The sequence below is a fragment of the Cupriavidus sp. 05N40 genome (genome assembly GCF_056397305.1).
The window spans coordinates 1-14,505 of record NZ_JBFTND010000040.1 but is presented as its reverse complement, the minus strand read 5'-3'; the positions used below and the strand labels follow the sequence as shown (position 1 = coordinate 14,505).

General features: G+C 68.7%; 15 protein-coding genes. 7 read left to right on the top strand and 8 right to left on the bottom strand.

The annotated features are described in order from the left end of the window. Window position 1 precedes the first annotated feature (1 nt). Window positions 2-2,779 (top strand): Hsp70 family protein, encoded by a 2,778-nt coding sequence (locus AC1DO7_RS11980; RefSeq protein WP_477116167.1) that lies wholly within the window; start codon window positions 2-4, stop codon window positions 2,777-2,779. Between the two features lie 176 nt (window positions 2,780-2,955). Further along, entirely contained in the window at window positions 2,956-3,324 is a 369-nt protein-coding gene (locus AC1DO7_RS11975; RefSeq protein ID WP_441622993.1) for a hypothetical protein, read from the top strand. A gap of 27 nt (window positions 3,325-3,351) precedes the next feature. On the opposite strand, the gene AC1DO7_RS11970 is transcribed toward AC1DO7_RS11975, so the two are convergent. The 3 genes from AC1DO7_RS11970 to AC1DO7_RS11960 form a co-directional block, all read right to left on the bottom strand. Next, complete coding sequence (locus tag AC1DO7_RS11970) at window positions 3,352-3,726, bottom strand: hypothetical protein (RefSeq protein WP_441622991.1); 375 nt, start codon at window positions 3,724-3,726, stop codon at window positions 3,352-3,354. A 267-nt stretch (window positions 3,727-3,993) separates the two neighbouring features. Further along, window positions 3,994-4,185, bottom strand: a complete 192-nt coding sequence (locus AC1DO7_RS11965; RefSeq protein WP_441622990.1) for a hypothetical protein — start codon at window positions 4,183-4,185, stop codon at window positions 3,994-3,996. A 225-nt stretch (window positions 4,186-4,410) separates the two neighbouring features. After that, the gene (locus AC1DO7_RS11960) at window positions 4,411-5,109 is read right to left on the bottom strand and encodes a dienelactone hydrolase family protein (protein ID WP_441622988.1); all 699 of its coding nucleotides are present in this window, start codon (window positions 5,107-5,109) and stop codon (window positions 4,411-4,413) included. 306 nt (window positions 5,110-5,415) lie between these two features. Between AC1DO7_RS11960 and AC1DO7_RS11955 the strand changes: the two genes are divergently transcribed. The 5 genes from AC1DO7_RS11955 (at window position 5,416) to AC1DO7_RS11935 (ending at window position 8,732) form a co-directional block, all read left to right on the top strand. Further along, window positions 5,416-5,769, top strand: a complete 354-nt coding sequence (locus AC1DO7_RS11955) for a YciI family protein (protein WP_441622986.1) — start codon at window positions 5,416-5,418, stop codon at window positions 5,767-5,769. 165 nt (window positions 5,770-5,934) lie between these two features. After that, on the top strand, window positions 5,935-6,348 hold the full coding sequence (locus AC1DO7_RS11950) for a YciI family protein (protein ID WP_441622984.1): 414 nt from the start codon (window positions 5,935-5,937) through the stop codon (window positions 6,346-6,348). A 50-nt stretch (window positions 6,349-6,398) separates the two neighbouring features. After that, a complete protein-coding gene (locus AC1DO7_RS11945) occupies window positions 6,399-6,935 on the top strand; it encodes an SRPBCC family protein (protein WP_441622982.1) in 537 nt (178 codons plus the stop codon). An 85-nt stretch (window positions 6,936-7,020) separates the two neighbouring features. Continuing rightward, window positions 7,021-7,428: a VOC family protein gene (locus tag AC1DO7_RS11940; protein WP_441622980.1), complete on the top strand. Its 408-nt coding sequence runs from the start codon at window positions 7,021-7,023 to the stop codon at window positions 7,426-7,428. A gap of 17 nt (window positions 7,429-7,445) precedes the next feature. After that, window positions 7,446-8,732, top strand: coding sequence for an RNA polymerase sigma factor (locus tag AC1DO7_RS11935; protein WP_441622978.1), 1,287 nt, complete (start codon window positions 7,446-7,448; stop codon window positions 8,730-8,732). A gap of 3 nt (window positions 8,733-8,735) precedes the next feature. On the opposite strand, the gene AC1DO7_RS11930 is transcribed toward AC1DO7_RS11935, so the two are convergent. From AC1DO7_RS11930 to AC1DO7_RS11910, 5 genes are all read right to left on the bottom strand, one after another. Next, window positions 8,736-9,449, bottom strand: coding sequence for a class I SAM-dependent methyltransferase (locus tag AC1DO7_RS11930; protein ID WP_477116166.1), 714 nt, complete (start codon window positions 9,447-9,449; stop codon window positions 8,736-8,738). Window positions 9,450-9,688: 239 nt separating this feature from the next. Beyond that, window positions 9,689-11,713 carry an acetyl/propionyl/methylcrotonyl-CoA carboxylase subunit alpha gene (locus AC1DO7_RS11925; RefSeq protein ID WP_477116165.1) on the bottom strand — a complete coding sequence of 675 codons (2,025 nt, stop codon included), beginning with the start codon at window positions 11,711-11,713 and terminating at the stop codon, window positions 9,689-9,691. 70 nt (window positions 11,714-11,783) lie between these two features. Continuing rightward, window positions 11,784-12,572 carry an enoyl-CoA hydratase/isomerase family protein gene (locus AC1DO7_RS11920; protein WP_441622972.1) on the bottom strand — a complete coding sequence of 263 codons (789 nt, stop codon included), beginning with the start codon at window positions 12,570-12,572 and terminating at the stop codon, window positions 11,784-11,786. A 40-nt stretch (window positions 12,573-12,612) separates the two neighbouring features. Beyond that, window positions 12,613-14,220, bottom strand: a complete 1,608-nt coding sequence (locus tag AC1DO7_RS11915) for a carboxyl transferase domain-containing protein (protein ID WP_477116164.1) — start codon at window positions 14,218-14,220, stop codon at window positions 12,613-12,615. 58 nt (window positions 14,221-14,278) lie between these two features. Beyond that, window positions 14,279-14,505, bottom strand: a 227-nt coding sequence (locus tag AC1DO7_RS11910; protein ID WP_441650184.1) for an acyl-CoA dehydrogenase family protein, incomplete at its 5' end; no start/stop codon positions are given.

The window sequence follows — 14,505 nt, the reverse complement described above, 5'->3', positions numbered from 1 at the left end:
GATGAAGCAGTACATCGTCGGCATTGACCTTGGCACCAGCAACACGGTGGTCGCCTATGCGCAGGCGGGGTCGGAGGATATCCGCGTCTTCGACATCGACCAGCTGGTCGGGCTGGGGGAGGTCGCCGCGCGGCCCCTCCTGCCCTCCGTGCGTTATCACGCGGCGCCCGGGGAGCTGAGCGCGGGCGACCTGCAACTGCCCTGGCAACAAACCGTGAGCGCCGGGGCGCGCCGGACCGTGATCGGGCGCCTTGCTTCCACCCTGGGCGCGCAGGTGCCCGGCAGGCTCGTGGCCAGCGCGAAGAGCTGGCTGTCGCATGCTTCGGTCGACCGGACCGCGCCAATCCTGCCCTGGGGGGCGGAAGAGGAGGTCGGCAAGATCTCGCCGGTCGCCGCCAGCGCCAGCTATCTGGCCTACGTGCGCACGGCATGGAATCATCGCTTTCCCGATGCCCGGCTCGAAGAACAGGACGTGGTGCTCACCGTGCCTGCCTCGTTCGACGAAGGCGCGCGCGCGCTGACGCTGGAGGCGGCGCGCCTGGGCGGGCTGCCCGCGCTGCGCCTGCTGGAGGAGCCGCAAGCTGCGTTCTACGACTGGCTGTTCCATCATCGCCGCAGCCTGGACGCGGACCTGGCGCAAACGCGCCTGGTGCTGATCTGCGACGTGGGCGGCGGCACGACCGACCTTACCCTGGTCAAGGTCGAGATGCAGGACGGCCAGCCGCAGCTCACGCGCATCGGCGTCGGCAATCACCTGATGCTCGGTGGCGACAATATGGATCTCGCCCTGGCGCATCTTGTCGAAGCGCGCCTGGGCAGCGGGCAGGAGCGGCTGTCGGCGGCCAGCCTGTCCCAGCTGGTCGCGCGCTGCCGCGCCGCCAAAGAGCAGATGCTCGGCGCGCAGGCGCCGGACTCGGTCACGGTGACGCTGCTGGGCGCGGGCTCCCGGCTGATCGGCGGGGCGCGCTCGGTGGAAGTCACGCGGCAGGAGATCGAGCAGCTCATCGTCGATGGCTTCTTCCCCGTGGTGTCGTCCGGCGAAAGGCCGGGGCGCGCACGGGGCGCCATTGTGGAGTTCGGCCTGCCGTATGCGGCCGATCCGGCCGTCACGCGGCACGTGGCGGCCTTCCTGGGCCAGCACGCGGCCCAGTCGAAGACAGCACTGGACGCGCCGCAGGCGCAGGGCGCGGCCTTGCCGATGCCCGACACCCTGCTGCTCAACGGCGGCGTGTTCCGCGCCGAAGCCCTGGCGGGGCGCATCGCCGGGACCCTGGGCACGTGGCGCGGGGCGCCCCTGCAGATACTGCATAACGCGGATCCCGACGTGGCCGTCGCCCGTGGCGCGGTCGCGTACGCGCGCGCGCGCACCGGGCATGCCCCGCGCATCGGCGGAGGTTCGCCGCGCAGCTACTTCCTCGTTCTCGACGATGGCGCGCCGGGGCAGCAAGGGATCTGCCTGCTGCCGCGGGGCACGGAAGAGGGGCACGAAATCCAGCTCAGGGATCGTGCATTCGCTCTGCGGCTCGGGCACCCGGTGCGTTTCCACTTGGTTTCCTCCGTTGCCGACACGGCGTATGCGCCCGGTGAGCTGACCGACCTGTCGACGGGCGACTTCGTTCGCCTGCCGCCGATCGCCACCGTCGTGCAACCGCATGGCACCAGCGKGCCACGGGAAACGCCCGTGCAGCTCACCACGTCGCTGACCGAGGTAGGCACGCTGGAGGTCCACTGCATCGAGATTGCCGATGCCTCGCACCGGTGGCGGCTCGAATTCCAGTTGCGCGGCAATGGCGCGGAAGCGGCCACGCCCACGCCCGCGGATACGGCGCACCCGTCCCTGGCGCAAGCCGTCGACACGATCGAGCGCACCTTTGGCGCGCGCTCCCAGGAGGTCGGGCCCAAGGAAGTCAAGCGCATGCGCGCGCAGCTCGAGCAACTGCTGGGCACGCGCGAGCGCTGGGACAGCGCGTTGCTGCGCGAGCTGTTCGGCGCGTTCTGGGAGCGCGCGCGGCGTCGGCGGCGTTCGGCCGACCATGAGCGCCTGTGGCTGAACCTGGCCGGCTATTGCGTGCGTCCGGGCTTCGGCTACCCGCTCGACGACTGGCGGGTCGGGCAGCTCTGGTCGCTGTACGAGCAGGGGATCCAGTACGTCAATGAAAGCCAGGTCTGGTCGGAGTGGTGGACGCTGTGGCGACGCGCGGCTGGCGGCCTGGACGAGAGCGCGCAGTTGCGCTTGCTGGACGACATGGCCTTTTACCTGCAGCCGCCCGGCAGCTCGCGCTATAAGCGGCCCGCCGGGCCCGCAAGGGCGGGGTACGCCGATATGGTGCGCCTTGCCGGATCCCTCGAGCAGATCCCGGCCGATCGCAAGATCGAGGTCGCGGAATGGCTGCTGGCCCGTTTGCGCAAGCCTTCGGAAAACAGCCAGGGCTGGTGGGCGGTGGGCCGCATCGGGGCGCGCCGGCCGTTCTATGGCAGCGCGCACAGCGTGGTGCCGGCCGAGGTTGCCGCGCGGTGGCTGGACGCCATCCTTGCACTCGACTGGAAGAAGGTCGAGCCGGCCGCGTTCGCCGCCGTCCAGATCGCGCGCATGACAGGCGACCGCTCCAGGGACCTGCCTGCCGAGACCCGGGCGAGCGTCGTGCGCCGGCTCGAAGCCGCCAACGCGCCGCAAAGCTGGATCGCCATGGTCCGCGAAACGGTGGAGCTCGACGAAGCCGACGAAGGCAGGGTCTTCGGCGAATCGCTGCCCGCCGGGTTGAAGCTGATCCTGGGGTGAGCCCGGACAGGGGGGGCGCGCCAGGGATCGCTTTTCCCGCCACTTCATCCGGCTAGCGCGCGGCAGGCCCCGGTGCATGCGCGCACGGGGCATGCGCCGCGGCCCCAGGATGTCGTTTGCATGTAACATGCGCCGACGCATCTGCCAAAGGAGGGGGAATGTCGAGAGTTCGGTTTTTGCTGGTCGCCGCGATAGCGGCTCAATGGCTTGCCGGATGTGCGAGCGGCGTCAGTCCTGAGTCCATTCAGGCCAGGGAGCCAAAGCGCATCCATTCCGCGGCCAGCACGGCCAGCCTGGTGATGTGCCTGAAGGGCCGGCTAGGCGACGACGCCAATGTGGTGTCCTATTCAGAGCCGGGCCGGGTGGATATCCGGGTCGGGCGTGCCGACAACTCGGAGTACCGCTACTTTCACCTGATCAGTCTGCGCCGGGCACAGGACGGTACCGATGTCGAAATCCGCAGCGCCGATGAGTGGCATCCCCTGATCAGCGCCGGGCGCATCAGCGGCATGGTGGAAGACTGCGTACCGGCCAAGGCGCGCTGAGCCAAAGCATGGCCGGCATTTGCGCCGTCATTGCTGCTTCGCGGACAGGATATGCTCCTGCAATCGCGACAGCTCCAGCGCGATGCCGCCGGGAAAGCCCTGGCGCCCGCCACGCTTGTCGATCAGCAGGTCGCCGACATAGCCCGACAAGGCATCCGGGCTGGCCGCCAGCATCGCCAGCTGGTTGCCGATGCGCGGATAGTGGCGGCACAGTTCCAGCGGTCGCGCCGCGGGCGGCAGCGACGCCAGCCATCTGAGCGCGGCGGCCGCGAGGGTATGCGTGTCAGGAGATGCCGGGTCGCGCATGTCCTCCCAGTCTCGTTGGGTTTGCGCGGGCCCGGCACCGTCCAGTATTTGCTTCGCCTCCTCGACGGAGACGAACTCGAAAGAGAGGGATTCCATGCCAGCTCCGGATTGAAGACTGCCGGGCGTCATGCGCCGGCGGCGGCCATTCTACCGGTTACGGCAATTCGGACTCGTTCTTTACCCCAGGCTTTTCCACGCCTTGCCCGGCTGGCTGGCGCCTCGGCGGACGCAGTGGCGCATCGCCGGCCTTGCGGCGCCGCGGGGGCTGGCTTGCGTATCGCCGGCTGCCCGTGCGGAATGCTCGCCAGCGGCAGCCACGGCGAGGCTCTGCGTCTCGTCCGCGGCCATGCCGGCCGGCTGGCGTCACTTCGGCGTGGGCATATGCAGCTGACCGTCGTCGCCGAGCACCAGGCCTTGCCAGGTGGCGGGCTTGCCCGACAGTTCCCAGGCCGCGATCTGCACCGGCGTCCTGCCGATGCCGCCTTTCACGGTCTTCATTGCCTCGCGGTCGAGTTCTTCGGCGGCGGGAAGGTCTTTGATTTCGAGCGTGTCCATGATGGTTCTCCGTGAGTTGTCATGTTGGTAGCGGGCAAGCATTCTTGCCCGGCCGTCCATGACAACGCATCGTCCGTGCCGAAGGCGCGGAAGCCATCTTTTGTGGCGGATGCCCGCCCTGGCGGGGGGTGGCGGCAGGTTTGAGCGGCCGCACAGTCGGGGCGCGCCCGACAGGCGCGGGCGCGGTGGTGGGTCATGCCCGACAGCGCGGTGCGCCGGCGGACCTCAGGACAAATTGGCGCGAAAGAACGCCGCAGTCCTGTCGTTGGCGGCCTGCGCCGAAGCCGCATCGAAATGCACGCCCTTGTTGCGCGCGAACGCGTGCGAGCAGCCGGGGTAGGTGTGTATCTCGAGATTCGCCTTGCCGGACAGCGCGGCGACGATCTGCGTCCAGGTCTCGCGGGGCACGAATTCGTCTTCTTCCGCGATATGCATCAGCACCGGCTGGCGGATATCGCCGGCCTCGCCGAGGTACTTGTCGATATTGACGCCGTAGTACACCGTCACGGCATCCGCGTCGGTGCGCGCCGCCGTGAGAAAGGCCAGCAGCCCGCCCAGGCAATAGCCCACCGCGCCGATCTTGCCGCCGGCGCCGTCCAGCGCGCGCGTGTATTTGATGGTGGCGTCGATATCCTTCACGCCCGCCGGCACGTCGAAGGCGGTATAGAGCTTGAGCGCCTTGTCCCATTCGGCCTGGGTGGCGTCGGTCAGTTCCACGCCAGGCTCCTGCCGCCAGTAGAGATCGGGGCAGATGGCGATATAGCCCTGCGCGGCGAAGTCGTCGCAGGTCGTGCGCATGTCCGCGTTGATGCCAAAGATCTCCTGGATCACCACGATCGCCGGCGCCTTCGTCGCCATTGCCGGTCGCGCCAGGTAGGCAGCGAATGTCCCGTCCGTCGTCTTTACCGTCACCATTTCGCCCATTGCCGTGCTCCCAAGTGAATTTCGGGGCGGCCGCCCCGGTTTGCCGACCCGCGCATGCGAAATAGGATTATTGGCGGCGCGCGCCGGAGCGCAAGGACAATCCGGTTCCTGCCGCCAGCTTCGTCCCTGTGGATGGCTGTATTGCAATTAACGGCCTGGAGACAGCGACAACTTCAGRGGTCGCCGGCCGCTTGCGGCCGGCACCGCGGCAGGGCAGGATGTGCGCTGTTCCATCCCGAATCGCAATCCCAGGCCTTTTATCCCAGCCTGACACCAACTCCAACGCCAACACCAACAGGAGACGCCATGGCGTACATGCTGCTGATCGTCGAACCCACTGGCCAGCGCGCCGAGCGCACCGATGACGAAGGCCGCCAGGCCTACGCCAGCATGCTGCAGTTCGCCGGCCGCCTGACCGAGCGCGGTGTGCTGCTGGGCTGCAATTCGCTCACCTCGGACAGCAACGGCGTGCGCGTGAAGGTGCGCGAAGGCCGCCGCGACCTGCTGGATGGCCCGTTCGCCGAGGCCAAGGAAATGATCGGCGGCTATTTCCTGCTCGATTGCGCCACGCAGGACGAGGCCATTGCCATTGCGGCCGAATGCCCGGCCGCGGCCTGGTGCGCGGTCGAAGTCCGCGAAGTGGGGCCGTGCTTTACCTGAGGCCTTGCGTGCGCAGGGAGGGCGGCTAGGTAGTTACCCGTAGGCGACGGATTTTTTCGCTGCGCATGTCGATCTGGCCGCGCCTGGCTCGTCGTGCCGGTATGAACCACGGAACAGGCCAGCCCCGCTGGCGCCCGGCCGACAAACCTACCAAGGAGCGATGCGATGCGATTCATGATCCTGGTGAAAGGCACGCAAGGCAGCGAAGCCGGCGCGATGCCGGACGAAAGCCTCTTTGCCGCCATGGCGACCTACCACGAGCAACTGGCCAAGGCCGGCGTGCTGCTCGATGCCGCCGGGCTCAAGCCTAGCTCGGCCGGCTGGCGCGTGCGCTACGCCGATGGCCGGCGCACGGTGATCGACGGTCCCTTCGCGGAGGCCAGGGAGGTGGTGGCGGGCTACACCCTGATCCAGGTACGCAGCCGCGAGGAAGCGATGGAATGGGCGCGGCGTTTCCCCGCCCCGCACGGCGAGATGGCCGACGGCGAGATCGAGGTGCGGCCGCTGTTCGAGCTGGAAGACTTCGAGCCCGGCCCCTCGGTGGACCGCTTCCGCGACCTCGGCGTGGGCCAGCACTGAGCCCGCATCCATCGTCAGGCCACTGCCAACCCCGTTCCGGAATCGCCATCATGCTCAAGCCCATCCTGCTGACCGCCGCGGCCCTGATTGCCCTGGTGCTGATCTACGCCGCTACGCGGCCCGATACCTTCCGCGTCGAACGCAGCGCCAGCGTCAAGGCGCCGCCGGACCAGGTATTCGCGATGATCAACGATCTCCACAACTTCAACCAGTGGAACCCCTGGGCGAAGAAAGACCCGGCCATCAAGGGCACCTACGCCGGCACGCCCAGCGGGCAGGGTGCAGCCTATGCCTGGGAAAGCGGCAAGGTCGGCACGGGCCGCATGGAGATCGTGGAGACGACACCGTCGTCGCGCGTGGCCATGCGCCTGGATTTCATCAAGCCGTTCGAAGCGCACAACGACGTGCAGTTCACGCTCAAGCCCGAAGCCGGTGCCACGCGCGTGACCTGGTCGATGCAAGGGCCCGTGCCTTACCTCGCCAAGCTGATGCACATGGTCTTCGATATGGACCGCATGGTAGGCAAGGATTTCGAGGACGGGCTCGGCAACCTGAAGGCGCTGGCCGAGGCGAAGACCGCCATCTGAACCCGCTTGCGGCGACAGCGAACGGCGACGAACGACGACGAACGACGACGAACAAGGCTGGCGACGAAGACCATAAGGACCAATCATGCACAAGCAAATCTACCTGAACCTTGCGGTGGCCGACCTGCAACGCTCGATGGCCTTCTTCAAGGGTCTCGGCTTCGCCTTCAATCCGCGTTTCACCGATGACAACGCGGCCTGCATGGTCATCGGCGAGAACATCTACGCCATGCTGCTGACCCATGAATTCTTCAAGGGCTTCACCACGCGCTCGCTGTGCGACACCACGCAAAGCACCGAAGTGCTGATCTGCATTTCCTGCGAAAGCCGTGCCGAGGTGGACGCGCTCGTCGCCAGGGCGGTGGCGGGCGGAGCCACCGCCGCGCGCGCGCCGCAGGACCACGGCTTCATGTACAGCCACGGCTTCGACGACCTGGACGGCCATATCTGGGAGCTGATGTACATGGAACCGCAGGCCGCGGACGAGGCGTGAGCGTCCGGGGCTCCAGGATGACGGCGACAACTCCGGCGCATCGCGCGATCGAGACCGTATGGCGCATCGAGTCCGCCAAGGTCATTGCCCACGTGGCGCGCGTGGTGCGCGACGTGGGCCTTGCCGAGGAACTGGCGCAGGACGCGCTGCTGGCAGCGCTGGAGCACTGGCCGCAAACCGGGGTGCCCGACAATCCCGGCGCGTGGCTGATGACCACGGCCAGGCACCGCGCGCTGGACTACCTGCGCCAGCAGGCCCTGCACGCGCGCAAGCACGAGCAGATCGGCCATGACCTCGATGCGCTGGAGGCACACGTAGTGCCGGACTTTGTCGATGGGCTCGATGCGGCCCGCCAGGACGATATCGGCGATGACCTGTTGCGCCTGGTCTTCACCGCCTGCCACCCGGTGCTGTCCACCGACGCGCGGGTGGCCATGACGCTGCGCCTGCTCGGCGGCCTGACCACGGACGAGATCGCGCGCGCCTTCCTCACACCCGAACCCACCATCGCCCAGCGCATCGTGCGCGCCAAGCGCACGCTCGGCGCGGCGCGGGTGCCGTTCGAGGTGCCGGGGCCGGAAGCACGCACGCTACGGCTGGCGTCGGTGCTGGAGGTGATCTACCTGATCTTCAACGAAGGCTATTCCGCCACCGCCGGCAGCGACTGGATGCGCCCCGCGCTGTGCGAAGAAGCGCTGCGTCTGGGCCGCACGCTGGCCGCGCTGATGCCGCACGAAAGCGAGGTGCACGGCCTGGTGGCGCTGATGGAGATCCAGGCCTCGCGCACGCATGCACGGGTGGATGCGCAGGGCAGGCCGGTATTGCTGCTGGACCAGGACCGCGCCCGGTGGGACCGCCTGCTGATCCGGCGCGGCTTGCATGCGCTGGAACGCGCGCAGGAACTGGGCGGGGCGCTCGGCCCCTACGCATTGCAGGCCGCGCTGGCCGCATGCCACGCGCGCGCAGCGAGCGCGGCCGAGACCGATTGGGAACAGATCGCCGCGCTCTACGATGCGCTGGCCCAGGTGGCGCCGTCGCCCGTGGTGGAGCTGAATCGCGCGGTGGCGGTCGGCATGGCCTTCGGCCCCGCGGCCGGGCTGGAGATCGTCGATGCGCTCGCGGCTGAGCCGTCGCTGGCCAGGTACCACTTGCTGCCCAGCGTGCGCGGCGACCTGCTGTTCAAGCTCGGCCGCCGCGGCGAGGCGCGCGTCGAGTTCGAGCGCGCCGCCGGCATGACGCGCAACGAGCGCGAGCGCGAATTCCTGCTGGAGCGCGCCCGGGAGGCGGGCGCGCCACGCGCCTGAGACTCAGTGCGCCGCGTTCTGGCGCGGCATGCGCTTGTACACCAGCAGGCGCCCCTTGTAGGCTTCTCCTTCCGCCCCGGCAGGGCGGTCGAGCCGCTGCTCCTCCAGCRAGAACCCCAGCGCCGCCATCCACCGGTTGAAGGCGGGGCGGTTGCCGCGGTCCGGATCGACGATCCACACTTCCGCCGCCGGGCTGGCGTGGCGTTCGATAAAGCGGGCGAGCTTGCCGTCGGTGTCGCGCTCATAGAGCAGGTCGCTGCCGATGATCAGGTCGAACAGGCCTTGAACGTCGGGCACGCCGGGCAGGCTGGGGTCGCTGCCGTCTGCCGCGCCCCAATGCCCGTGCCGGTATTTCATCGGCGGCAGGCCGTTGAGGCGCGCGTTCTCCTCGAGGAAGGGGCCCGCCATCGGGTGGCAGTCGCTGGCGGTCACATCGGCCCCGCGACGGTGCGCGACCAGGCTGGCCAGCGCCGTGCCGCAGCCGAGTTCCAGGATGCGCTCGGCGGGGTCCACCGGGCGTGTTGCGATGCGTGCCGCCAGCAGCGCGCCGGACGGCCACAACATGCCGAACAGTGGCCAGGAGGCGGAAGAAATGCCCATGCGCTCGGCGTCGCCGTCCGGGTCGTGGAATTGCTGCTTGTCCAGCAGGCAGCGAATGACCAGGTCGGGCACGCCCGTGATGGCAACGCGCTCTTGCTTGGTTTGATACCCGGGCATTGGAGAGGGGGAGGCCGGGAACCGGCCCCGCTAGAGGAGGGAGAGCGGGCAGTATGCCCGAAATGTGCCGCCGCGGCCCGGAGTTCGCTGCCGGCCGCGCGGAAAAGGAACCTTTCAGGCACCTGCGGGTGCGCGGGCAGGCCCGCAAGCGCAGCAAGCGCCCGGCGCGGTGCCCGGCACTTGCTCTTACGCTTGTTTTCGCGCTTGTTCCCGCGTTTGTCCCCGCGCTTGTCCCCGCATCAACCCGGAGCATCCTCCAGCGTGACCAGTTGCGCGCCGTCCTGCACCTGGTCGCCCACGGCGTACAGCACCTCCTGCACCACGCCGTCGGTAGGCGCGGTCAGGGTGTGCTCCATCTTCATCGCCTCCATCACGATCAGCGGGTCGCCCTTGCCGATCGTGGCACCGGCCTGGACCATCACCGCGATGATGCGGCCCGGCATCGGCGCCACCAGCTTGCCGCCCTCGGCGTCGCCGCCGCCCGCGTGCGCCAGCGGATCGATCAGGTCGAGCCGGGTCTGACGGTTGCCGCTGAACACGTAGATCGCATCGCCCTCGAGGTGGGTGCTGCCCTTGACCGTGCGCTCGCCCAGGTCGATCGCATGGCTGCCGCCGGCGCTGGCCACGCGCAAGGGCACGGTGTGGTCGCCCACCGTCAGCCATTGCCGCGTGCCGTCGCTGCGCACGCTGGCGACGGTCTCGCCGTCGCCGCTGCGCAGGCGGTACTGGCTGGTGGCCTCGCCGTTCAGGCGCCAGGCGCCACCATGCTGCCACGGCGAATGCGCATCGGCCGGGTCCACGCGCCGGGTGCGCGCCTGCTCGTCGAGCAGCGCCGCCACGGCCAGCGCGATGCCATCCATGCCCACCGGCGCGGCAGGCGGAAACAATGCCGCCTGGTTGCGCTCGATCAGCCCGGTATCCAGGTCGGCCTTGGCAAACGCCTGCGAGGTCACCAGTCGCTGCAGGAAGGCGATATTCGTGGACAGGCCCACCACGTGGTATTCGGCCAGCGCCTGTGCCATGCGTGCCAGCGCTTCTTCGCGGTCGCGGCCCCATACGATCAGCTTGGCGATCATGGGGTCGTAGTACGGGCTGATGGTGTCGCCCTCGCGCACGCCCGAATCGATGCGCACGCCGGCCGGCGCGCCATGGTCCTGGCCGCGCTCGAACTGCACTGCCGCCGGCGTGCGCAGGTAGCGCAGCGTGCCGGTGGACGGCAGGAACTGCTTGTCCGGGTTCTCGGCATAGACACGCGCCTCCAGCGCATGGCCGTGGATGCGCAGCTGATCCTGCTTCAGCGGCAGCGGCTCGCCGGACGCCACGCGCAGCTGCCACTCCACCAGGTCCTGCCCGGTGATCATCTCGGTCACGGGATGCTCSACCTGCAGGCGGGTGTTCATCTCCATGAAATAGAAGGAGCCGTCCTGGTTGGCGATGAACTCCACCGTGCCGGCACCCACGTAGCCCACCGCCTGCGCCGCGGCCACCGCCGCCTCGCCCATGGCGCGCCGGCGCTCCTCGCTCATGCCAGGCGCCGGCGCTTCTTCCAGCACCTTCTGGTGRCGCCGCTGCASCGAGCARTCGCGCTCGAACAGGTAGACGCAGTTGCCATGCGTGTCGGCGAACACCTGGATTTCGATATGGCGCGGGCGCGTGAGGTATTTCTCCACCAGTACCTTGTCGTCGCCGAAGCTGGCCGAGGCCTCGCGCTTGACCGACGCCAGCGCCGCCTCGAACCCGTCGCCGCCTTCCACCACGCGCATGCCCTTGCCGCCGCCGCCGGCGCTGGCCTTGAGCAGCACGGGGTAGCCGATGCGGTCCGCTTCGCGGCGCAGCAGCGCCGGGTCCTGGTCCTCGCCGTGATAGCCGGGCACCAGCGGCACCGCGGCCTTTTCCATCAGTTGCTTGGCCGCGCTCTTGCTGCCCATGGCGCGGATGCTGGCCGCCGGCGGCCCGATGAAGACCAGGCCCGCGGCCGCGCAGGCCTCGGCGAAGCCGTCGTTCTCCGACAGGAAGCCGTAGCCCGGGTGGACCGCCTGGGCGCCGGTGGCCTTGGCCACCTCGATGATGTGCTCGCCGCGCAGGTAGCTGTCGCGCGCCGCCGCGCCGCCGATATGCACTGCCTCGTCGCACAGCGCCACGTGGCGCGCGCCGGCGTCGGCGTCCGAGTAGACCGCCACCGTGCGGATGCCGAGGCGGCGGCAGGTGGCCGCTACGCGGCAGGCGATTTCGCCGCGGTTGGCGATGAGGATCTTGTTGAACATGGTGGTGGTTCCTTGTCTCGGAGACTTGTTTTAGGCTGTTCGGTGCGGTTCTCGGGGCGCTGGCCGACCCTTAGCTAGGCTTCCAGGCCGGCGCCCGCTTTTCCAGGAAAGACCTCACGCCCTCGCGCCCTTCTTCCGAGGCGCGGATCGCGGCAATCCGCTCGGCGGTATCCGCGAGCAGGTCGTCGTCGATCATGCGCCCGGCCACTTCCTGCACCAGGCGCTTGCTTTCGCGCACGGCGTTCGGGCTGTTGGCCACCAGAGCGGCGGCCAGTTCAGCCACCTTGGCATCCAGGCCTTCGGCCGGCACCACCGCATGCGCGAAGCCCAGGCGCAGCGCTTCGGCCGCGCCGAAGCGCTCGGCCGTGATGAAGTAGCGGCGCGCGGCCTGCTCGCCCATGGCGCGGATCACGTAGGGGCTGATGGTGGCCGGCAGCAGGCCAAGGCGCGCTTCCGACAGGCAGAAGGTCACGCCTTCGGCCGCCACCGCGATATCGCAGGCAGCCACCAGGCCCACGCCGCCGGCGTAGGCGTCGCCGTGGATGCGCGCGATCACCGGCTTCGGGCAGGCCCAGATGGTGTGCAGCATCTGCGCCAGCGTCATCGCATCGGACCGGTTCTCGTCGTGCGAGTAGCCGGCCATCTTCTTCATCCAGTTCAGGTCGGCGCCGGCGCAGAAGGCCGGGCCATTGCCGGCCAGCACGATGGCGCGCACCGAGGGCTCGCTGCCCAGCGCGCGGAAGGCGCCGGTCAGCTCGGCGATCACGGTTTCGTTGAAGGCGTTGCGCACGTCGGGCCGGTTCAGCGTGACGGTGGCCACGTGCTGCGCGGTGGTGACGGTGAGGGTGGTGAATTCCATTTCGGTGTCCTGTAGCGGTGCGTGGGCGTGGGGCAGGGCGTTACATGCGGAACACGCCGAACTTCATCTCGCCGATCGGCGCGTTGAGGCTGGCCGACAGGCCCAGGCCCAGCACCGTGCGCGTCTGCGCGGGGTCGATCACGCCGTCGTCCCACAGCCGCGCGCTGGCGTAGTAGGGGTGGCCCTGGTGCTCGTACTGGTCGCGGATCGGCTGCTTGAACTTGTCTTCTTCCTCCGCGCTCCAGCTGCCGCCCCTGGCTTCGATGCCGTCGCGGCGCACGGTGGCCAGCACGCTGGCGGCCTGCTCGCCGCCCATCACGGARATGCGGGCGTTCGGCCACATCCACAGGAAGCGCGGCGAATACGCGCGCCCGCACATGCCGTAGTTGCCCGCGCCGAACGAGCCGCCGATGATCACGGTGAACTTCGGTACTTGCGCCGTGGCCACGGCCGTCACCATCTTGGCGCCGTTGCGGGCGATGCCTTCGTTCTCGTACTTGCGGCCCACCATGAAGCCGGTGATGTTCTGCAGGAACACCAGCGGGATCTTGCGCTGGCAGCACAGCTCGATGAAGTGCGCACCCTTGAGCGCGGACTCCGAGAACAGGATGCCGTTGTTGGCGACGATGCCCACCGGGTAGCCCCAGATCCGCGCAAAGCCGCACACCAGCGTGGTGCCGTAGCGCGCCTTGAACTCGTCGAAATCGGAGTCGTCGACGATGCGGGCGATGACTTCGCGCACGTCATAGGGCTTGCGCGTGTCGGTGGGGATCACGCCGTACAGCTCTTCCACCGGATAGCGCGGGGGCAGCGGCTCGTGCAGGCGGATCTGGTCCGGCTTGCGGCGGTTCAGGTGCTGCACGATATTGCGYGCCAGCGACAGCGCGTGCYCRTCGTTCTGCGCGAARTAGTCGGCCACGCCGGACAGGCGCGTATGCACRTCCGCRCCGCCCAGGTCYTCGGCGCTGACTTCYTCKCCGGTTGCCGCCTTCACCAGCGGCGGGCCGCCCAGGAAGATGGTGCCCTGGTTCTTGACGATGATGGATTCGTCGCTCATGGCCGGCACGTAGGCACCGCCGGCCGTGCACGAGCCCATCACCACCGCGATCTGCGGGATGCCCTGCTTGGACAGGTTGGCCTGGTTGTAGAAGATGCGGCCGAAGTGGTCGCGGTCGGGGAAGACGTCGTCCTGGTTGGGCAGGTTAGCGCCGCCCGAGTCCACCAGGTAGATGCAGGGCAGGTTGTTCTGCTCGGCGATCTCCTGCGCGCGCAGGTGCTTGCGCACGGTCAGCGGGTAGTAGGTGCCGCCCTTGACGGTGGCGTCATTGCAGACGATCACGCATTCCTGGCCGGCCACGCTGCCGATGCCGGTGATGATGCCGGCGCCCGGCGCCGCGTTGTCGTACATGTCGTAGGCCGCCAGCTGCGACAGCTCCAGGAACGGCGTACCCGGATCGAGCAGTTGCTGCACGCGCTCGCGCGGCAGCAGCTTGCCGCGCCCGAGGTGCTTGGCGCGGGCTTCCTCGCCGCCGCCTTCCGCCAGCTTGGCGATCTTCGCCTTGAGGTCGACGACCAGCGCTTGCATGGCGTCGGCATTGGCGCGGAAGGATTCCGAACGCGCATTGAGTTTGGTTTCGAGCGTGGGCATAGGTCTCGGGTCCGGGTTCTTGTCTGTCTGTGGATCGCGGCGGTGCTGGCGCAATGGCTTACATGGTCTCGGCGTACAGTTCGCGCCCGATCAGCATGCGGCGGATCTCCGAGGTGCCGGCGCCGATCTCGTACAGCTTGGCGTCGCGCCACAGGCGGCCCACYGGGTATTCGTTGATATAACCGTTGCCGCCCAGGATCTGCACCGATTCRCCGGCCATCCAGGTGGCTTTCTCGGCCGTGTACAGGATCACCGCGGCGCAGTCCTTGCGCACCTGGCGCACGT